At 67.9% G+C, this 18,881-nt stretch carries 19 protein-coding genes and 1 pseudogene; 12 read left to right on the top strand and 8 right to left on the bottom strand.

Going from position 1 to position 18,881, the window contains the following annotated elements:
* Positions 1-107: 107 nt before the first annotated feature.
* Positions 108-728 carry a TetR/AcrR family transcriptional regulator gene (locus tag CRM90_RS18910; protein ID WP_102808475.1) on the top strand — a complete coding sequence of 207 codons (621 nt, stop codon included), beginning with the start codon at positions 108-110 and terminating at the stop codon, positions 726-728.
* On the opposite strand, the gene CRM90_RS18905 is transcribed toward CRM90_RS18910, so the two are convergent.
* Both CRM90_RS18905 and CRM90_RS18900 read right to left on the bottom strand, forming a co-directional pair.
* Complete coding sequence (locus CRM90_RS18905) at positions 725-1,903, bottom strand: zinc-dependent alcohol dehydrogenase (protein ID WP_102808523.1); 1,179 nt, start codon at positions 1,901-1,903, stop codon at positions 725-727. The genes CRM90_RS18910 and CRM90_RS18905 overlap by 4 nt on opposite strands.
* A gap of 52 nt (positions 1,904-1,955) precedes the next feature.
* A complete protein-coding gene (locus CRM90_RS18900) occupies positions 1,956-2,411 on the bottom strand; it encodes a hypothetical protein (protein WP_102808522.1) in 456 nt (151 codons plus the stop codon).
* A 162-nt stretch (positions 2,412-2,573) separates the two neighbouring features.
* Between CRM90_RS18900 and CRM90_RS18895 the strand changes: the two are divergent.
* The 3 genes and pseudogenes from CRM90_RS18895 to CRM90_RS18885 form a co-directional block, all read left to right on the top strand.
* Positions 2,574-2,756: pseudogene (locus tag CRM90_RS18895) on the top strand (BatC protein); the annotation flags it as partial.
* Between the two features lie 13 nt (positions 2,757-2,769).
* A complete protein-coding gene (locus CRM90_RS18890; protein ID WP_102808474.1) occupies positions 2,770-3,978 on the top strand; it encodes a cupin domain-containing protein in 1,209 nt (402 codons plus the stop codon).
* Complete coding sequence (locus CRM90_RS18885) at positions 3,975-4,898, top strand: ferredoxin family protein (protein ID WP_102808473.1); 924 nt, start codon at positions 3,975-3,977, stop codon at positions 4,896-4,898. Before CRM90_RS18890 ends, CRM90_RS18885 begins: the two co-directional genes overlap by 4 nt.
* On the opposite strand, the gene CRM90_RS18880 is transcribed toward CRM90_RS18885, so the two are convergent.
* Positions 4,846-5,301: a PPOX class F420-dependent oxidoreductase gene (locus tag CRM90_RS18880; RefSeq protein WP_102808472.1), complete on the bottom strand. Its 456-nt coding sequence runs from the start codon at positions 5,299-5,301 to the stop codon at positions 4,846-4,848. The two genes, CRM90_RS18885 and CRM90_RS18880, sit on opposite strands and share 53 nt — an antisense overlap.
* Positions 5,302-5,370: 69 nt before the next feature.
* Between CRM90_RS18880 and CRM90_RS18875 the strand changes: the two genes are divergently transcribed.
* From CRM90_RS18875 to upp, 6 genes are all read left to right on the top strand, one after another.
* Positions 5,371-6,411 carry a zinc-binding dehydrogenase gene (locus CRM90_RS18875; RefSeq protein WP_102808471.1) on the top strand — a complete coding sequence of 347 codons (1,041 nt, stop codon included), beginning with the start codon at positions 5,371-5,373 and terminating at the stop codon, positions 6,409-6,411.
* Positions 6,408-7,271: an SAM-dependent methyltransferase gene (locus CRM90_RS18870; RefSeq protein ID WP_102808470.1), complete on the top strand. Its 864-nt coding sequence runs from the start codon at positions 6,408-6,410 to the stop codon at positions 7,269-7,271. Before CRM90_RS18875 ends, CRM90_RS18870 begins: the two co-directional genes overlap by 4 nt.
* A complete protein-coding gene (locus CRM90_RS18865; RefSeq protein ID WP_102808469.1) occupies positions 7,258-7,905 on the top strand; it encodes a TIGR03085 family metal-binding protein in 648 nt (215 codons plus the stop codon). The genes CRM90_RS18870 and CRM90_RS18865 overlap by 14 nt, the downstream gene beginning before the upstream one ends.
* Positions 7,906-7,990: 85 nt before the next feature.
* Positions 7,991-9,265 (top strand): GTP cyclohydrolase II, encoded by a 1,275-nt coding sequence (locus CRM90_RS18860; protein WP_102808468.1) that lies wholly within the window; start codon positions 7,991-7,993, stop codon positions 9,263-9,265.
* The gene (locus CRM90_RS18855) at positions 9,265-10,482 is read left to right on the top strand and encodes a URC4/urg3 family protein (protein WP_102808467.1); all 1,218 of its coding nucleotides are present in this window, start codon (positions 9,265-9,267) and stop codon (positions 10,480-10,482) included. Before CRM90_RS18860 ends, CRM90_RS18855 begins: the two co-directional genes overlap by 1 nt.
* On the top strand, positions 10,482-11,111 hold the full coding sequence (upp, locus tag CRM90_RS18850; protein ID WP_102808466.1) for a uracil phosphoribosyltransferase: 630 nt from the start codon (positions 10,482-10,484) through the stop codon (positions 11,109-11,111). Before CRM90_RS18855 ends, upp begins: the two co-directional genes overlap by 1 nt.
* 25 nt (positions 11,112-11,136) lie before the next feature.
* On the opposite strand, the gene CRM90_RS18845 is transcribed toward upp, so the two are convergent.
* Positions 11,137-11,406 carry an SHOCT domain-containing protein gene (locus tag CRM90_RS18845; protein WP_102808465.1) on the bottom strand — a complete coding sequence of 90 codons (270 nt, stop codon included), beginning with the start codon at positions 11,404-11,406 and terminating at the stop codon, positions 11,137-11,139.
* A gap of 21 nt (positions 11,407-11,427) precedes the next feature.
* Complete coding sequence (locus CRM90_RS18840) at positions 11,428-12,939, bottom strand: multicopper oxidase family protein (protein WP_102808464.1); 1,512 nt, start codon at positions 12,937-12,939, stop codon at positions 11,428-11,430.
* 125 nt (positions 12,940-13,064) lie between these two features.
* On the opposite strand from CRM90_RS18840, the gene CRM90_RS18835 reads away from it, so the two are divergent.
* Positions 13,065-14,243 carry a sensor histidine kinase gene (locus tag CRM90_RS18835; RefSeq protein ID WP_233209391.1) on the top strand — a complete coding sequence of 393 codons (1,179 nt, stop codon included), beginning with the start codon at positions 13,065-13,067 and terminating at the stop codon, positions 14,241-14,243.
* 13 nt (positions 14,244-14,256) lie between these two features.
* On the opposite strand, the gene CRM90_RS18830 is transcribed toward CRM90_RS18835, so the two are convergent.
* On the bottom strand, positions 14,257-14,946 hold the full coding sequence (locus tag CRM90_RS18830; RefSeq protein ID WP_102808463.1) for a DUF305 domain-containing protein: 690 nt from the start codon (positions 14,944-14,946) through the stop codon (positions 14,257-14,259).
* Between the two features lie 146 nt (positions 14,947-15,092).
* Positions 15,093-15,752: a hypothetical protein gene (locus CRM90_RS18825; RefSeq protein ID WP_102808462.1), complete on the bottom strand. Its 660-nt coding sequence runs from the start codon at positions 15,750-15,752 to the stop codon at positions 15,093-15,095.
* Positions 15,753-15,872: 120 nt separating this feature from the next.
* Here CRM90_RS18825 and CRM90_RS18820 point away from each other — a divergent pair, with 120 nt between their 5' ends.
* Positions 15,873-17,783 (top strand): ArnT family glycosyltransferase, encoded by a 1,911-nt coding sequence (locus tag CRM90_RS18820; protein WP_102808461.1) that lies wholly within the window; start codon positions 15,873-15,875, stop codon positions 17,781-17,783.
* Here the strand turns inward: CRM90_RS18820 and CRM90_RS18815 are convergent, their stop codons facing one another.
* Positions 17,784-18,881 (bottom strand): fatty acid desaturase family protein, encoded by a 1,098-nt coding sequence (locus tag CRM90_RS18815; protein WP_102808460.1) that lies wholly within the window; start codon positions 18,879-18,881, stop codon positions 17,784-17,786.

The raw sequence follows: 18,881 nt of genomic DNA, 5'->3' as shown, positions 1-18,881 counted from the left end.
TGAGGCCCTCCCAGACATAGCGTGGTACTGCGTTGTACCACTGGCTTGTGAGGTACGGTACCCTTCGGTACCAGCCCTGACAAGACCAGAGCGCGAAAGGAGGTCGGGTGACCACGGCAGCCGTTCCCGACGCTCCTGCCGTCGGCCGCAACGACGACTTCCGGCGGCGACTGCTCGACGGCCTCGCCGCGTCTATCGAAGAACGCGGCTACCGCGACTCCACCGTCGCCGACATCGTCCGGTACGCCCGCACCTCCAAGCGCACCTTCTACAGCGAGTTCGCCACCAAGGAAGACTGTTTCGCCGAGCTGCTCACAGCCAACAACGACGAACTCGTCGAAACCATCAGCGCTGCCGTCGACCCGAACGCCCCCTGGCACGAGCAGATCCGCCAAGCCGTCGTCACCTACGTCGAGCACATCGACGAGCGGCGGGCCATCACGCTGAGTTGGATCCGGGAGCTTCCCGCCCTGGGTGAGTACGCCCGGCCGACCCTGCGCCGCGGGTTCGCCCGGCTCGCGACGATGATCGTCGACCTATCCGGCAACGACGGATTCCGGGCCGCCGGCCTGCCGCCGATCTCCCATGCGGTGGCCGTCATCCTGGTGGGCGGCCTGCGCGAACTCACCGCGCAAACCATGGAGGACGGCGATCCGGCCAGCGACATCATCGAGCCCGCGCTGTCCGTCTCGCTGGCGCTGCTAGGGCCCAAACCGGCCCAAACCTAAGGTTTGAGAACCACTTTGAACATGCCGTCGGCCTTCTTCTGGAAGGTCTCGTAGGCTTTCGGCGCGTCCGATAGCGGAAGCCGATGGGTGGCGAAGGTGTCCACACCCAGCGGATCATCATCGGTGAGCAGCGGCATGATGTCGGGGATCCAGCGCTTCACGTTGGCCTGCCCCATTCGGAGCTGTATCTGCTTGTCGAACATCACCATCAGGTTGATCGGATCCGCGGCGCCGCCGTAGACGCCCGACAGCGACACCGTCCCGCCTCGGCGAACCACCGCGATCGCGGTGTGCAGCGCCGCCAACCGGTCCACTCCGGCGTTACGCATGACCGCCCGCCCCACCGGTGACGGCAGGTATCCCGCTGCGGTCTGGGCGAATTCGGCGACAGGCGACCCGTGTGCCTCCATCCCGACGGCGTCGATGACGGAGTCGGCGCCGCGGCCGTCGGTCAGATCCAGCACGCGTTCCACCACATCGCCCTCGCGAAGGTCGATGACCTCCTCGCAGTAGGGACGGGCCCGCTCCAGCCGATCGGGCACCAGGTCGATGCCGATAACCCGGTGTCGGTTGCGGTGGGCGGCCATCCGGCACGCCATCGATCCGATCGGTCCCAGTCCGAGTACGACCAGGGTGCCGCCGTCCGGCACGTCCGCGTACTCCAAACCTTGCCAGGCGGTGGGCAATACGTCGGACAGATACACGTAGCGGTCGTCGGAGCCGCCGACCGGGACCTTGATGTGGGTGTAATTGGCCTGGGGCACCCGCAGATACTCGGCCTGGCCGCCGGCCACTTCCCCGTACAGCTTGGAGTAGCCGAACAACGCCGCACCGGTGCCCTGGTCCCGGTTTTGCGTTGTCTCACATTGGCTTTGCAGGCCCTGCCCGCACATGAAGCAGTGGCCGCAGGAGATGTTGAACGGAATCACCACGCGGTCACCGACTTTGAGTTCGGAGACTTGATCGCCAACCTCTTCGACCACACCCATGGCCTCGTGGCCGAGGATGTCCCCCGGCGACATGAAGGCCCCGAGCACCTCGTAGAGGTGCAGGTCGGAGCCGCAGATGTTGGTGCTGGTGACGCGGATGATCGCGTCGGTGGGCTCCTTGATCTGCGGATCGGGGACGGTGTCGACCGAGACGTTGCGGCGGCCGTGCCAGGTCACTGCTCGCATGGGATCCTCCTCCACTTGGGTTCAGGTGCCCGCATGCCCGTTCGGTACGTCCTCAAACACAGCGCGGAGTGACGAACGCGAACGGCCGTGCAAAACCCAGCCGCGCCAACCGACTGCGACGGATGTCGTCGACGGCGATGTCCAGCAGTGCGCCGGAGGACGGCTCGTAACAACGCAGGGTGGCGCCCTCGATCTCGACCAGGAGCACCCAATGCCGCGGCAGCACCGCACCGATCAGCATCGCCACCGGCCAGCCCGCGGCCACCGCATCGCAGACATCGGCCAGCCGGTCGTCGCACCGGGCCGGTCGCCAGCGGTAGCGCACGCCGCGGGAGATGCTGTGCTCGGTCATGGCCCGCGCCACACCGGCCGGGGTGGCGCCCAGGGCGTGCGGCCACACCGCGTTGATCGCACGGTGCACCCGCGCCTGCTCGGCGTCGAACCACCGCTGCGGCTGTCCGGTGTGCAACGGGGCGCCGTACTCGGCGTCGAGCAGTGCACCCGCCATCACGGCCACGCTCGGCCCGCAGCTGACGCCGTCACGCTGGCGGGGCCACCCGGACACATCCACTCGCTTCCGACGGTTTCATTCGGTTTCGGCGCGGCAACTCCGTTCGCACCTATCCCTGCACACTGTGCCGCGCTTTTGCGGTTCGAGAAAGGATCTTTCATGGCGCTCGACGACGACGACATCACGACCTCCACCCCGGGCGGCGAGGGCACCGCCGACGGCGGCTCCAATCCCGAAGGCCACGACGGCGGCGCTGACGGCACAGCCGGCGGTGGCGGTGAGGGTCCCGCCGACGGCGGCTCGAACCCCGAAGGCCACGACGGCGGCGCCGACGGCTCAGCCTGACCCCCGTTTCATGCTGAGCCGCTGCAGTGTGGTCGACGCGCAGACGTTCGCCGACCAGTACTGGGGCCGCAGGCCGCTCCTGAGCTCAGCCGTCGACCTGCCCCGGGATTTCAGCGATCTGCTGTCTCCCGGGGCGGTCGACGAGTTGATTGCCGAGCGCGGCATCCGCGCGCCGTTCATCAGGTTGGCTCGCGACGGCGAGATCCTGGCCAAAGACTGCTACCTCGGCCCGGCCGGGTTCGGCGCGGAGATCGGCGATCAGGTCGACTCGGCCAAGGTCCTTGCCGAATTGGCCGCTGGCGCAACGGTTGTTCTGCAAGGTCTGCACCGGTTGTGGCCGCCGCTGATCGACTTCGTCCGCGACGCCGTCGACGATTTCGGACATCCCGCACAGGCGAATGCCTACATCACACCGCCGGGCAGCCGTGGTTTCGACCCGCACTACGACGTGCACGACGTCTTCGTGCTGCAGGTATCCGGACAGAAACGCTGGGTGGTGCACGAACCGGTGCACACCCATCCGCTGCCGTCCCAGCCGTGGACCCAGCACCGAGCGGCAATCGACGAACGGGTCCAGACCGAGCCGGTGATCGACACTGTCTTGAACGCCGGCGACGCGCTGTACCTGCCCAGAGGCTGGCTGCACGCGGCGCAGGCGCTCGACACCACGTCGATTCACCTAACCATCGGTATCTCGGCCACCACAGCTCTCGACGTAGCGCGCACTGTGCTCGACGAGCTGTCCACTGTCGAGGCCTTTCGCCGATCCCTGCCAATGGGTTTTGCTGCCGCTGATCAGGACGAGGCTCTCGCCACGGTCACCAAGGTGATGGCCGAGGTGGTGACGGCGCTGCGGGACAACGCGGCAACACTGGGTACCGGCGCGGCCGTACGGCTGTCCGACCGGCACGCCGGGCTGACCCGTCCCGTTGCGGTTCGGCCGCTGGCCACGTTGAGCGCCGCCGCCGACGCCGAGGTCGACGTGTGCTGGCGCCGTGGGCTGGTGGCCGGCCTGGACAGATCGGACGGGCGGGTTGTGCTCCGGCTTCCCGACCGGACCATCACGTTCCCCGCATCCTGCGCCGAGGCGCTGTACGCGCTGCACCGCGGTGAGGTGGCGCGGGCCGCCGCCCTGCCGGGGCTGGACCCCGCGGACGGTGCGGTTCTGATTCGGCGCCTGCTCAAGGAAGCGGTCGTCGTCCCCGCTGCTGCGCGATGAGTAGAGCCGGACAGGGCTGCAGCGACCAGTCGCTGGCTCGCAACGATCCGATGTACGGGACGGCGTCGGCCGGTTCCTCGTGGCTGTTGCTCGAATTGTCAGGCGGCTGGGGACGATCGGCCTTCCTGGACTCACCGGCCTGCATCGACCCGAAGCTGGGGTTGGCCGTCGTGCGGCGCGCGGAAGCCGCGGGCATGCGGATCGCGGCGATCCGCAAGCACGGCCGCCGGGCGGCCACACCCCGGTGGCGCTGGTTCGTCGCGCAGTGCGCCGTCGGAGGCGAAGCGCTGCACGGCGGCGAGGTCACCGACCCGCGCGAGTACCTCGACATCGCCCTGGATGGATCCGACGGCACCGCCTCGACCGACCCGCTCGTCGCGGTCTGTGCCCACGGCCGCCACGACATGTGCTGCGCCGTGCGCGGCCGGTCAGCTGCCGCGGCGATCTCGGCCGCGTATCCCGAATTCGCCTGGGAATGCTCCCATCTGGGCGGTGATCGGTTCGCGGCGACCATGCTCGTGCTGCCCGCCGGATTGTGTTATGGGCGGGTGGACCAGGCCGACGCGGCCGGGCTGGTGAGCCGCTACCTCGATGGTCGGCTGGACAACCGGTTCCTGCGGGGTCGGACGTCGCTTCCCCACGCTGTGCAGGCCGCACAACATTTCGCCCGCGAGGAGTTCGGCGACGACCGCATCGCCGCCTTCCTGCCGCTGAGTGCCGAGCCGGGTGACGGCACCATCCGGGTGGTGCTCGACGCCGACCCCGCCCCGGTCGAGGTGGTGCTCAACGAGGAGCTCTCGGAGCCGCTGCTGTCGCAATGCCACGCCACCGTGCCCGGCCGGGTTCGGGTCTACACACTGGCCTCGCTCACGACGGCGGGAAGCCGCCCGTCGCCACCGGACCCCAGCGCTGCGGAGTGACCCGGATCAGGCACTTGCCCTGTTTGACCATCGCCGCCCGATACTCGTCCCAATCCGAGTGCTCACCAGCGACCGCGCGGAAGTAGTCGACCAGCGGTTCCACAGCGTCGGGCAGGTCGATCACCTCGGCGGGCCCGTCGATCTGCACGTAGGCGTCATTGAACTCGTCGGAGAGCACCACCACACTCGCGCGCCCGGTGCGGCGGATGTTCACCGACTTGGCGCGACGTGGATAGCTGGCGATCACCAGGCGGCCCTGCTCGTCCACGCCGCCGGTCACCGGGGAACTCTGCAGCGAGCCGTCGGCGCGGAAGGTGGTCAGCACCATGCGATGGCGGGGCCGGACGAACTCGAGCAGCGTGTCGAGGTCCACGGAGTCGGCGGTGGCGATCTTGGGCGACATATTCCCCACTCTAGGCCTGATCCGGGCGACACCGGGCGTACGTTTGTTTTTCGACCTCAGGAGGACACCATGGGCACCATGCGGGCGGAACGCTTCTACGCCGACACGAAAACCGTTGCGCTGGAAGATGTCCCGATCCCCGAACCAGGTGAGGGTGAAGTTCTGGTCAAAGTGGCGTTCTGCGGCATCTGCCATTCCGACCTCAGCCTGATCAACGGCACCTTCCCTGCCCAGCGTCCGGTCGTGATCCAGGGACACGAGGCATCCGGGACGATCGCCAAGATCGGGCCCGGCGTGACCGGGTGGTCCGAGGGTGACCGGGTGGTCGTCGCCGCGGGCCGGCCCTGCGGACAGTGCGCCAACTGCCGTCGCGGGGACATGGCCACCTGTCTGCGGATGCAACTCATGGCGTTCGCCTATGACGGCGCCTGGGCGGAGTACACCGTCGCGCAGGCCGCCGGGCTGACTCGCGTTCCGGACAACGTGCCGCTGGAGCAGGCCGCGATCCTCGCCGACGCGGTGTCCACCCCGTTCGGCGCGGTGGTGAACACCGGCAAGGTGGTGATCGGTGAATCGGTCGGCGTGTGGGGCGTCGGCGGTGTCGGCACGCACATCGTCCAACTGGCGCGGCTGGTCGGAGCGGTTCCGATCGTCGCGGTCGACCTCAACCCTGCGGTCCGCGACCGTGCGCTGGAACTCGGCGCCGATTACGCATTCGATTCGCGTGACCCGGATTTCGCCGACAAGCTGGCGCAGGTGACCGGCGGGCGCGGACTCGATGTCGCGTTCGACGCCGTCGGGCTGAAGGTGACTTTCGAGCAGGCGCTGAACTCGCTGACCGGCGGCGGCCGGCTGGTGGGGGTCGGCATGAGCGCCGAATCCCCCACCGTGGGACCGACGTCGATGTTCGGTCTGACCCGACGCCAGGTACTCGGGCATCTCGGCTACCACAACAAGGACATCGAGACGCTCGCTCAGCTGGTGTCCACCGGCCGATTGGATCTGTCGCGCTCGATCAGCCAGATCATCCCGCTCGAGGACATCGCCGACGGCATCCGCATTCTCGACCAGGCCGAAGGAAATCCGATCAGGGTGCTCGTACAACCGTGAGCGACGCCGCCGCTCAGACTGCTCTCGGCCCGATGGTAATCGTGGCCGCAGACCAGCATGAGCCGGCACCTCTGGTGCACGACCCGTGGGCCGCAGGTCTGCTGCCCGCTCCGACCCGCTTCATCGCAGCAGCCACTCGCTGGTCGCCGGTGCGCCGTGTCCTGCACGCCGCCACCGACAAGCGGATCGACGGCGGCTGGGCAAACTTCCTGTGCCGCAAGCGATACATCGACGATCGCCTCGATGCGGCGGTCGCCAAAGGTGTTGATGCTGTGGTAATTCTCGGCGCCGGTTATGACACCCGGGCGTATCGGCTGCCGGCCCTCTCCGGGGTTCCTGTGTGCGAGGTCGACCTGCCGGCCAATACCGCGCGCAAGGCCGCCGCGGTGCGTCGTACATTCGGCCGCGTCCCGGACAACGTGACGCTGCTACCGGTGGACTTTGAGACCGATGATCTGGCAGACGTCCTGCAGGGCAACGGCTTCGGCAACCAGCGGCGCACATTCTACGTATGGGAGGCGGTCACCCAATACCTGACCGAACCGGCAGTGCGCAGGACGTTGGACCACCTCTCGCACGCAGGGCCCGGCAGCGGACTGGCGTTCACGTTCATCCGTGCGGACTTTTTGACCGGGCGGCAGTTGTACGGCGCGGAGCGGGCCCGCACACAGTTCGTGGTCAAGGACGCGCTGTGGCGGTTCGGGCTCGACCCCGCCGACGTCGCGCCGCTGCTGGCCGACTACGGCTGGCGTGAGATCGATCAGGCCGGGCCGGCTGAGTACACGGCCCGCTACCTGCGGCCGGCTGGACGCACCGACGCGGTGTCCGAGATCGAACGGGCTGTGTATGCCGAGCGCTGATCCGCCGTTCGACGCCCGGGAGCGGGCGGCGCTGTGCGATCTCTTCGACCGCCTCGGCCCGGACGCGCCCACCTTGCTCGACGGGTTCACCACCAAAGTCCTCGCCGCCCACCTGCTGCTGCGCGAGCGCGACCCGATTGCCGCGCCCTGCCTCGTTCTCCGCGGGGCCCCCGCGCGATTCGCCGAGCGGCGCACCGCGGCAATCGTCGAGCACCGGGAGTTCGGCTGGCTGGTCGACCGGCTGCGGTCGGGTCCGCCCTTCGGCTTCTTCCGGCTGGGCTGGGTGCGCGACTTCCCCAGCCTCAACGAGTTCTTCGTCCACCACGAGGACGTCCGGCGCGCCAATGGGCTGGGCCCCCGGGAGAACCTGACCGCCGACCTGCAAGCAGCGCTCTGGCGAAATGTCGAGCGCGGCAGCCGTTATCTGAGCCGTCGGGTACGCGGCACCGGGGTGGACCTGGTGTGGGGTGCGCACCGCTGTCGCGCCCGTACCGGCACCCCCGACGTCGAACTCAGCGGCGCGCCCGGTGAGCTCCTGCTCTACCTGTTCGGCCGTCAGGACGCGGCACGCGTCGATGTCCTCGGGCCGCCGGAGGCCGTGGCGGCAGTGCGGCGCACCCGTTTCGGGATGTGAGCGGCGCCGACCGCTGCGCGCGAACGTGACGCTCGGCAGAAAGTGGGGATCGTGACTAGGCTGGCGGCTTGCGGAAGGAGCGCACATGTCCGCCGAAGCGCCGTCACCGGCCGCGCCCAAGGGCCAGCCCGGTCACATCCGGCTGACATCCCATCGTGGTGCCGACGGCGCCCTGCCGATCACGTGGGGCGCGGCCACCCCCGGCGAGCGCGGCCCGCTGATCGGCACCACCAGTACCCGCAGTCACCGCAACGTCGTTGGTACCCATAGCGGTTCCTACAGCGTGTATCGCGCGCTGGCGGTGGCGGCCGGTGCGCTGTCCCGGGAGCATCGGGCGGACCTGACCAACACCGCGCCCACCGACAGCATCGGCCCATATCCGCAGTGGAGCCGGCCCGAGGCGATCGTCAGCCTGGACCCGTGGGGGGCGATGGTGGCCGATGCGTTCGCCGCCGAACTGGCCGCCGGCCACGACATCCGACCGACCATCGCGGTCACCAAAGCTCACGTGATCCTCCCGGAGATCGCCGACGCCATCGACAAGGGGCGGCTGGTTCCGGACGGCCGATTCCTGCTGCCCGGCGGAGCGGCGCTGGTGACCAAGGCCGCGATCGAGCCGGTCTGGTATCTGCCGGGCGTCGCCGAGCGTTTCGGATGCAGCGAGGCGCATCTTCGCCGGGTCCTGTTCGAAGAGACCGGCGGCATGTATCCCGAGCTGGTCACACGCAGCGATCTCGAGGTCTTCCTTCCCCCCATCGGCGGGCAGACCCTCTACATTTTCGGCGACCCACACGATCTCGCCGACCCCTCGGTGGAATTGACGGCCCGGGTTCACGACGAGTGCAACGGCTCCGATGTGTTCGGATCCGACATCTGCACCTGCCGGCCGTATCTGACCCACGCGATCGAGGAATGCATCCTCGGTGCCCAGCGCGGCGGCGTGGGGTTGGTCGCCTACTCCCGCAAGGAAGGTCGCGCGCTCGGCGAGGTGACCAAGTTCCTGGTCTACAACGCCCGCAAACGACAGCAGGGCGGCGACACCGCCGAGGCATACTTTGCACGCACGGAATGCGTTGCGGGAGTGCAGGATATGCGGTTCCAGGAGCTGATGCCGGACGTACTGCACTGGCTGGGCATCCAGAAGATCCACCGCCTGGTGTCGATGAGCAACATGAAGTACGACGCGATCGTGGGCTCCGGGATCGAGGTCGGCGAGCGGGTCAACATCCCCGACGACCTGATCCCGGCCGACGCCCGGGTGGAGATCGACGCCAAGATGGCCGCAGGCTATTTCACGCCAGGCCCGGTCCCCGATGCCGCCGAATTGAAGAAGGCCAAGGGTCGCGGGCTGGAGCACTGATGGCCGCCGCCATCGAGGTCGACCTCGACAGCCCGGCGGGGGCGGCCGCGGCGCTGCGCAATACCCGCGCCGTGCGTGAGCGGTCCGGACTGTTGACCGAACGGGCCCGCGCCGGCGGCTCGCGCTGGTTCACCGTGCACGACGATGCACTGGACTCGGCCGCAGAGCTGGTCGCCGACGTCACCCGACGCAACTATCCGGATCTGCAGGTCCCGTTCCACAGCCGGTGGCGCCATTTCGAGGCCGGAGGTGTCGATCGCAGGGCCGAGCTACTCGGCGGCGCCGACGCCACGGCGCTGGTCGACCTCACTGTGGTCAGCGTGCTGCTCGACGCCGGCGCCGGCCCGTCGTGGTCCTATGCCGAGCCGGCGACGGGGCTGCAGCTGAGCCGCTCAGAAGGCCTGGGGGTGGCGAGCTTTCACGCCTTCACCGCCGGGCTGTTCTCCTCCGAGCCGGACGACCCGCTACGGGTCGACGCCGCCGGGCTGGCGGAGCTCACCGAGCAGCAGCTGGCCGACGCGTTCCAGGTCGACGACACGAATCCGCTCGTCGGGCTTGACGGCCGGGTGGCGATTCTGCACCGGCTGGGTGCGGTCACCGCCGCGGACCCGGAGGTGTTCGGCCCCGACGGCCGCCCCGGCGGATTGCTCGACGCCGTGGGCGGGAGCTCGGCGCGCGCCTCCGAGCTGCTGTCCACGGTGCTTGGCTCGCTGGCACCAATCTGGCCGGGCGGCAGCAGGATCGGTGACCAACCGCTCGGGGACTGCTGGCGCCATTCCGCGCTGGCCGGTGCCGGCCTGACGGCGGGCTGGATGCCGTTTCACAAACTCTCGCAGTGGCTCACGTACTCGTTGCTGGAGCCGTTCGGCTGGGCCGGGGTCACCGTCACCGATCTCGACGAGCTGACCGGCCTCCCCGAATACCGCAATGGCGGACTACTGCTGGACACCGACGTCCTCCGGTTGCGCGATAACGCGGATTCCACTCGAAGTGTCGGCGTCACAGACGAATTGGTGGTCGAGTGGCGCGCGCTGACCGTCACTCTGCTCGACGAGCTAGCTCCCCTGGTGCGCGGGCGGCTCGGCGTCGACGCCGACCAGATGCCGCTGGCCCGCGTCTTGGAGGGCGGTACCTGGGCGGCGGGCAGGGCGCTGGCCCAGCGGCTGCGCGGCGGCCTGCCGCCGCTGTCCATCGTCAGCGATGGCACAGTGTTCTGATGCGCGACGTCCACGTCATCGACCATCCGCTGGTGCAGCACAAGCTGACCTTGATGCGGCGCAAGGTCACGTCCACCAACACGTTCCGCAGGCTGGCCAACGAGATGGCCACACTGCTGGCCTACGAGGTGCTGCGTGACACCCCGACCCACGAGATCGCGGTGGAGACGCCGCTGGAGACCACCACCGGCACCGTCATCGACGGCAAGAAGCTGGTGTTCGTCGCCATCCTGCGGGCCGGCAGCGGCATCCTGGACGGGATGCTGACCGTCGTGCCCGGCGCCCGGATCGGGCACATCGGCTTGTACCGGGATCCGAAAACCCGCGTCGCCGTGGAGTACTACTTCAAGATGCCCAGCGACTTGCACGAGCGAGAAGTGGTCGTGGTCGACCCGATGCTGGCCACCGGCAACTCAGCCGTGGCGGCTGTGGACCGCCTCAAGGAATTCCGGCCCCGGTCCATCAAATTCGTCTGCCTGCTCACCTGCCCCGAAGGGATCGCCGTCCTGCACGACGCGCATCCCGAGGTGCCGATCTACACCGCGGCGGTAGACCGTGGACTCGACGAGCACGGCTACATCGTTCCCGGTCTCGGCGACGCGGGCGATCGGCTCTTCGGCACGAAATAGGTTCCTATCAGTGACCGTGCACCGTTCACTGATACGGGCTGGCACGCAGTGCGGCCAATCTCTGGCGGTATTCCGCTTCGTCGATCTCACCCCGCGCGAACCGCGCCGCCAGCAGCCGCTCGGGCGACTCGCCGTATGGCGGGAACTGGGGCAGGGCCGGACCTTGCGGCGCCCCGGTGGTGTACCGGATCAACATGACGATTCCGGCGATGATCAGGACCCAGAACACCACCATCCCGATCGCCATACCCGCGTAGCCCCAACCGCTCATGTCGTGGCCATACCAGAACATCATCGGTTTCTCCTTCCTCGCCCGTCAGCGGACGTAGTTCAAGGTCGTCATCATCCCGGCCGCCATGTGATACGTGTTGTGACAGTGCAGCATCCAGTCGCCGGGATTGTCCGCGACCATCCGCACGGCCACCGTCTGCATCGGTTGGACGATCACGGTGTCCTTACGCGGCCCTGCGCTGCCATCAGGCTTGAGCACCTGGAAGGTGTGGCCGTGCAGGTGCATGGGGTGCCACATCATCGAGTTGTTGACGAACGTCAGTGTCGCGTGCTGGCCCTGATGGACCGTCAGCGGAACCGTCTGGTCGTAGGGCCGGCCGTTGATCATCCAGTCGTAGCGCATCATCATGCCCGACAGCCGGACCTGCAACGTGTGGTCACTGGCGGCCGGCAGCTCGACTTCCGGTGCTGCGGTGAAGGTGTCGACCGTTCCGATCCGCCCGGTGAGTTGCGGGGGCCGGAACGCGGCGTCCGGCACGGTGCCGCCACCGGTCGACAACAGCGCACGTGCGACCGCGTTCTTGCCCTCCGCGGCGGCAACGAGGGGAAACACGCCTTCACCCGCGGTCACGATGACGTCGTAACGTTCGCCCATACCTATCAGGAGCGCATCGACCTCCTCCGGCCGGACGGGGAATCCGTCGGTGTGGGTGACGGTCATGCGATGCCCGGCCAACGCGACACGGAACGCGGTATCGGCTGCGGCATTGATGATCCGGATGCGAATGCGGTTTCCGGGTTTCGCGGTGAATGTCGTGGCAGCCGACGGGATTCGGCCGTTGATGACGTAGTACGGGTAGCTGACGTCACCGGCGTCACCGCCGAGCAGGTCACTGGTTCCCACACCGCCGACGCCGGGAACGCCAGGCATCGATCCCATTCCGCCCATACCGGGCATGTGCCCCATGCCACCCCTCGATTGCAGCCCGGTGAAGATCTGCTCAGGGCTGGTACCGACGCCGGAGGTCCAGTCGTCGAGCATCACGATCCACTCGGCGTCGTAGCGTCCGGGCTCCGCCGGATCGTCGACGATGACCGGTAGATACAACCCGTAGTCGGTGTCCAGCCCGGTATGCGGGTGCGCCCAGTACGTTCCGGGATGAGGGGAGCTGAACCGATAGGTGAAGCCGCTGGCGGGTCCGATGTTCGGCGTGGCCGGGCTGGCCCCGTCCATGTCGTTGCGCAAGGCGATCCCGTGCCAGTGCACCGAGGTCGGGTGATCCAGTCCGTTGTCGACGATGACCGCGATGTCGTCGCCGACGTTGGCTCTGATCAGCGGGCCCGGGACCTGACCGTTGTAGGCCAGCGTGCGGGCTGTGGTCCCGCCGAGGTCGATGTCGGCAAGGCCTGGGGCCAGGTGTGCGGTGACGGTCCTGCCGGTGTGCGGCCGGGCTGCCTCGGCCGCGGCGATCGCAGTCGGCGACGGGGAGCCGCCGGTTGCCGGGGGATGGGTCGTCCGACCGCAGGCCACCAACGCCGCGCCGCCGAGGGCTCCTGCTGCCAGAAAGCCGCGCCGGGTGAGCGCCTGTCGACTCATCACAATCCTGTCTTCTCGAGGGTTCGTCTTCCAGATTGCGGCGGCACCTCGGCGGGTTTGGTGTTGGTTCTGTGAAGATTCGCTCAAGACCCGATCCCGGTGCGCCGGCACGGCACGATGAAGGCATGAAGCTCTCCTCGCAGGCATCACCGCACGTGACGGTGACCGCCGTCGGTGGATTCGGCATGCGCAGGCGACTGCTGCTCGCGCAGACGCTGGTTCTCCTCGCCGGCGGGGTGACCACCTGGGTCGTCGCATCAGTGGTGGGGCCGCCGCTGTTCCGAGAGCACCTGCACATGGCCGGCGTCGCCCATGATTCCAACGAGCAGTATCACGCCGAGCAGGCCTACCAACACGCCACTGCGCTCTCGATCGGGGTCGCGATCACGGTGGCCGCCCTGACCGCGCTGATCGCCACCGCCTACCTGAGCCGGCGGTTGCAGCACTCCGTCGCCGAGGTTTCGGCAGCCGCGTCGGCGGTGGCCGAGGGTCGCTACGACATTCGGGTCGCACCGCCTCGGCTCGGCCGTGAATTCGACGAGATGGCAACCGCTTTCAACAAGATGGCGGATCGGCTGCAGGCTGTGGAATCAAGCCGGCGCCAGCTGTTCGGCGATCTCGCTCACGAGATCCGCACGCCGGTGGCCGTGCTGGAGGCCTATCTGGAAGCCGTTGAGGACGGCGTGCGAGTCCTGGACCAGCCGACCATCGCGATGTTGCGGGAGCAGACCGGCCGCCTGGTGCGCTTCTCGGCCGACGCCGCCGCCCTGGCCCAGGCCGAAGAAGCTCATGCCACGATCACCCCGGGATGGGTCGAGGCCGACGAGGTCGCCCGCTCCGTCAGTGCCGCAGTGACCGACCGCTACGCTGCGAAGAATGTCACGCTGAGCCTCCAGGTGAGTGAAGGGACCCGGTTCTGGGCCGACCGTCAACGCCTGACGCAGGTGTTGAACAACCTGCTGGACAATGCATTACGTCATACTGCGCCCGGCGGCCACGTCCGACTCACCGCGGAGCCGATGGGTAACGATGTCGTCTTCACGGTGAGCGATGACGGCGAGGGGGTTGCGGCAGAGCACCTTCCGCACGTTTTCGAGCGTTTCTACCGTGCCGACTCGGCGCGCAACCGCGATCGGGGCGGCTCCGGCATCGGCCTGGCCATCGCCAAGGCATTGACCGAGGCGCACGGCGGGACCATCACCGCGACCAGCGCCGGCCCCGGGGCAGGCACCACCTTCACGGTGACGGTGCCCAGCCTGCCGGTGGCCGGGGCCCGCCGCGGCAATCAACGCGAATACGCGTGACCTACTGCTGCGACTACAGGGAACTCAGAATCTGGTTCATGGTGTCGATCTCCTTTTGCTGGCTGGTGGCGATCGACTTGGCGAGGGCGATGGCGTCGGCGAATTGGCCCCCCTTGATCTCGTTCTGCGCCATGGTGATTGCGCCCTGGTGATGCTTGATCATCTGGGTCAGGTACAGCTTGCCGGCCTCGACGCCTTGGGCGTTCTGCAGTGCCTGCAAATCGGCCGGTGACATCATCCCCTCCATGCCTGGCACGTCATCCATTCCGGGCATATCCGATCCGTGCATGCCGCCGTGATCTGAGGGCGCATTGCTGGGCGTGCCGTTCATCCCCGGCATGTTGTCCATTCCCGGCATCCCGGGCATTCCCCACTGGTTCAGCCAGCCCTGCATCGTCTCGATCTCCGGGCCCTGCGCCGCCTTGATCTGCTTGGCCAGGTCCACCACCCGCGCATCGATGCCCTGCTTCGCCAGGATCATGTCGCTCATCTCGATCGCCTGCCGGTGATGCGGAATCATCATGCGGGCGAACATCATGTCGGCCTGATTGTGGGCGGCTGCCGGCGCCGCGGTCGAACTCTGGACAGTGGACGGTGCCGACGACGCCGCCACATCCTTGGTGCCCGAGTCACTACACGCGCCGATGGCGGCAACCGCAGCCAACGCGGCCACTCCGGTCACCACAGTCCTCGCTTTGCTCACACCACATCCCTTTCGTCGCACACGGATCACTCGATCCCCGCCCAGCTTCGCCAGACTCCGGCAGGTGCGGCGTAGTGGTTCTGTGAAGATTCGATAAAGAACCCGATCCGCGAGGGCGCAGAGCCACACCTGCCGTGGAGGTGCCGTCAGCCGTGGTGATCGTGCTGGTGCCCGTCAGAGCTCGACGGAGGGTGCTCGCCGGCCGTGCTCAGCTTCATGTCCGTCACCGGTCTGCCCGGCTCCGCAGGTGCCCCGTGCGCCGCATCACGTCCGGCCTCGGCGTCGACGGGCACGCCATGGTGATGCTGATGGCCCTGGAGGCCGGAGGCCAGGCCTGCGGTCACAGCGAGTGCCATCACGGTGTTGGCGCCCACAAGTACCAGCGTCCGCCCGACACCCGAAAACGCGTGCGCCCGGTAACGCCGAAGCAACACCCAGGCGGCACCCATGACCACGTAGCACTGCAGGAGCAGAACACAGATCCCCGCTGCCTCCACGGCCTCCGCAGCACCTGCGTTGGGACCGAACGGCGCACCAGCCGTTCTGGATACCACCCACAGGGCGGCGGAACCGACATTGACGGCGATTCCGGCCGCCAACAGCAGTCGCGTCGGCCGTGACCAGGCGAGAAAGCCCCAGGCGAGCTGGAACACCGCGATGGACGCGAAGAACACCCCGGAGGGCACCCAGTCTTTCCAGTGCATCGGCGCGACCGCGAAGTGGATGACTGCGGCACCGATCGACGACACCGCCGCACACCGTGCGGCCAGCCGGTTATCGATCTTTCTCGCGTCTTTCGCGGTCACAGCGTCGACGCTGACACAGCAGGTGGGCCCGGACGAGCAGCGGCCGATAACAGTCAGATGCCGGATCGGCTACGGCGCTCGCAGCGTCCTTTCAGTCAACCGTCAGCCGCAGATGGGTCAATGGGCGTTGTGACAACGACGTTTCCGGCCGAAGCACCGCAGGATTCCGCCGAAGTCGCACCCGCGGTGACCAGCCCGTCGCGACGGGACCGCATCGGGCTGGTGGTGCTGCTCGCCTCGACCACGGTCATGTACCTGTGGAACATCACCGTCAACGGAATGGGCAACGAGTTCTATGCAGGCGCCGCACAGGCCGGCTCCAAGAACTGGGAGGCGCTGCTGTTCGGGTCGCTCGACTCGGCCAACTTCATCACCGTCGACAAACCCCCGGTGTCGCAGTGGGTGATGGGCCTGTCCGGTCAGCTGTTCGGCTTCAGCAGCGCCAGCATGCTGATACCCGAGGCACTGATGGCCGTGGCGACGGTGTGGCTGCTCTACTCCGCGGTCGCGCGCATCTGCGGCCCGCGGGCCGGTTTACTGGCCGGTGCCGCGCTGGCGCTGACCCCGGTCGCCGCGCTGATGTTCCGGTTCAACAACCCCGACGCCGCGATGGTGCTGCTGATGATGGCCTCGGCGTACTGCACCGTGCGCGCGCTCGAGCGGGCAGGGGGCAAGTGGCTGGCGTGGGCGGGTGTCGCGCTCGGTTTCGCGTTCCTGGCCAAGATGCTGGAAGGCCTGATGATCGCCCCCGCGGTGGGCCTGGCCTACCTGATCGCGGCACCGACGCCGCTGCGCACCCGGCTGCAGCATCTGCTGGGCGCCGCGGCAGCTTTCGTGTTGTCGGCGGGCTGGTTCGTGATCCTGACCCTGGTTTGGCCGTCGTCGTCGCGGCCTTACATCGCCGGGTCGACCGATGACAACTTCATGAATCTGGTGCTGGGCTACAACGGATTCGCGCGCGTGCTCGGCCGCAATCACATGAATTTCGGGCCCGGCGATCCGCTCGGCAATTCGGCCGGCGACGAGCTCCGACACCTGGGCGGCTTCGGCGGCATGGGCAATCAGAAGGAAGGTCTGGGCCGGCTGTTCGCGGGCGAGTTCGGTTTCGAGATCGGCTGGTTGATCCCGGCAGCCCTGCTCAGTCTGGTTCTCGTGCTGATCGCCCGCGGTCGTGCGCCGCGCACCGACCCGGTGCGGGCCGGCGTCATGCTATTCGGCAGCTGGCTGGTGATCGACGGTGTGGTGCTCAGCTATATGAAGGGCATGGTGCACCCGTATTACTGCCTGTCGCTGGCGCCGGCGGTGGCCGGCACGGCTGCCATTGGCGCACAACAGATGTGGATCCGCAGACAAACCTGGTTCGGCCGAGCCGGATTGACGGGGCTGATCGCGGTGACGGGTGTCTGGAGCTGGTGGGTGCTCGGCCGAAACGAGGACTGGTTGCCCGCTCTGCGGTGGACGGTCTTGGTCGTCACCGTGCTGGCCGCCGCCGCACTCGCCCTGTCGGCGCCGCGGTGGCGCCGGGTCACGATGGCCGCGGCGGTAGTTGGTGTGGTGGCCGTCTTGGCCGGCCCGACCGCCTACGCCGTCGCCACACTCGGCGCTCCGCATCGCGGTGGCGGGCCGACGGTTGGCCCGGTCCGATCGACGACCGGGTTCGGAGCAGGGTTCGGTGTGTCGAAGGACAATCCGAAACTGGACGCACTGCTACGCGCGACCACCACGCAGTGGTCGGCGGCGATCTCCGGCTCGTCGGCCGCTGCAGGACTCGAATTGTCCACCGGCACAGCGGTGATGGCCATCGGCGGGTTCCTCGGCAGTGATCCCGCCCCGAGTCTGGGCCAGTTCAAGGCGGATGTGGCTGCGGGCAAGGTGGCCTACTACATCGTCGAGCGGGACTGGCGGGGCCGGGCCGGCGGGTGGCCGGGCATCAACCGCAACCACACCGGCATCACCGACTGGGTGAGCGCGACGTTCCCGGTCACCCAGGTCGGCGACGACGACGTCTACGACCTGTCCCGGCCCAAGTGATCAGGCCGCCTCGACCAGTGCGGTCTGCGCACTGCGCTGGCGGGTGGGCAGTGCCAGCTTGACGATCTTGCGCACCACGGTGGCGAACTGCTTGGGCAGCGGTCCCGCGTTGTAGGGGATGCCGTAGCGCTCGCACACCTCGCGGACGTGCGGGGCCATCTCGGCGTACCGGCGCGCAGGCACATCCGGGAACAGATGGTGCTCGATCTGGTGGGACAGGTTGCCCGACAACAGGTGGAACAGCTTGCCGCCGGTCAGGTTGGCCGAGCCGAGGACCTGCCGGAAGTACCACTGGCCCCGTGACTCGTTGCGGGTCTCTTCGACCGTGAATTCCTGTGTGCCGTCCGGGAAGTGGCCGCAGAAGATGATCATGTACGACCACACGTTGCGGATCAGGTTGGCGGTCATGTTGCCGGTGAACACGAACGGCGCCATCGGCCCGGCCAGCAGCGGGAAGGCCACGTAGTCCTTGAGCAGCTGGCGACGGGTCTTGCGCCAGATTTCACTGGCGATCTCGCGCTTGTCCGCGATCGAGATCTCGCCGGAACGGATGCGGTCGGCCTCCAGCTCGTGCAGCGCGACGCCGTATTGGAAGAGCACCATCAGCAGGAAGGCGTACACCGGATTGCCCAGATAGTAGGGCCGCCACGGCTGATCCGGGCTCATCCGCAGGATGCCGTAGCCGATGTCGCGGTCCATGCCGACGATGTTGGTGAAGGTGTGGTGGGAGTAGTTGTGCGAGTGCCGCCACTGGTCGGCCGGGCACGCGGTGTCCCACTCGAAGGTGCGGCCGCGCAGGGCCGGGTCGCCGGTCCACTCGTACTGCCCGTGCATGACGTTGTGGCCGATCTCCATGTTGTCCAAGATCTTCGAGATCCCGAGCAGCGCGGTGCCGGCCAGCCAGGCCGGCGGGAAGATGCCGGCCATCAGCAGCGCGCGGCCGCCGATCTCCATGGCGCGCTGAGCCTTGATGACCCGGCGGATGTAGTCGACGTCGGTCTGGCCGAGGTCGGCGATGACCCGTTCCTTGATGGCGTCGAGTTCACGGCCGAACTCGTCGGCCTGCTCCCGGGTCAGTGTGATGTGTTGGGTGTTCAT

The sequence above is a fragment of the Mycobacterium sp. ENV421 genome (assembly GCF_002887815.1).
GTDB lineage: Bacteria > Actinomycetota > Actinomycetes > Mycobacteriales > Mycobacteriaceae > Mycobacterium.
This window is presented reverse-complemented; position numbering and strand designations above follow the sequence as displayed.

Coding starts and splice junctions, on each gene's coding strand:
- CRM90_RS18905 (WP_102808523.1), bottom strand. CDS start 1,903: ATGCGAGCAGTGACCTGGCACGGCCGCCGCAACGTCTCGGTCGACACC.
- CRM90_RS18900 (WP_102808522.1), bottom strand. CDS start 2,411: ATGGCGGGTGCACTGCTCGACGCCGAGTACGGCGCCCCGTTGCACACC.
- CRM90_RS18890 (WP_102808474.1), top strand. CDS start 2,770: ATGCTGAGCCGCTGCAGTGTGGTCGACGCGCAGACGTTCGCCGACCAG.
- CRM90_RS18885 (WP_102808473.1), top strand. CDS start 3,975: ATGAGTAGAGCCGGACAGGGCTGCAGCGACCAGTCGCTGGCTCGCAAC.
- CRM90_RS18880 (WP_102808472.1), bottom strand. CDS start 5,301: ATGTCGCCCAAGATCGCCACCGCCGACTCCGTGGACCTCGACACGCTG.
- CRM90_RS18875 (WP_102808471.1), top strand. CDS start 5,371: ATGGGCACCATGCGGGCGGAACGCTTCTACGCCGACACGAAAACCGTT.
- CRM90_RS18865 (WP_102808469.1), top strand. CDS start 7,258: ATGCCGAGCGCTGATCCGCCGTTCGACGCCCGGGAGCGGGCGGCGCTG.
- CRM90_RS18860 (WP_102808468.1), top strand. CDS start 7,991: ATGTCCGCCGAAGCGCCGTCACCGGCCGCGCCCAAGGGCCAGCCCGGT.
- CRM90_RS18855 (WP_102808467.1), top strand. CDS start 9,265: ATGGCCGCCGCCATCGAGGTCGACCTCGACAGCCCGGCGGGGGCGGCC.
- upp (WP_102808466.1), top strand. CDS start 10,482: ATGCGCGACGTCCACGTCATCGACCATCCGCTGGTGCAGCACAAGCTG.
- CRM90_RS18845 (WP_102808465.1), bottom strand. CDS start 11,406: ATGATGTTCTGGTATGGCCACGACATGAGCGGTTGGGGCTACGCGGGT.
- CRM90_RS18840 (WP_102808464.1), bottom strand. CDS start 12,939: ATGAGTCGACAGGCGCTCACCCGGCGCGGCTTTCTGGCAGCAGGAGCC.
- CRM90_RS18835 (WP_233209391.1), top strand. CDS start 13,065: ATGAAGCTCTCCTCGCAGGCATCACCGCACGTGACGGTGACCGCCGTC.
- CRM90_RS18820 (WP_102808461.1), top strand. CDS start 15,873: ATGGGCGTTGTGACAACGACGTTTCCGGCCGAAGCACCGCAGGATTCC.
- CRM90_RS18815 (WP_102808460.1), bottom strand. CDS start 18,881: ATGAACACCCAACACATCACACTGACCCGGGAGCAGGCCGACGAGTTC.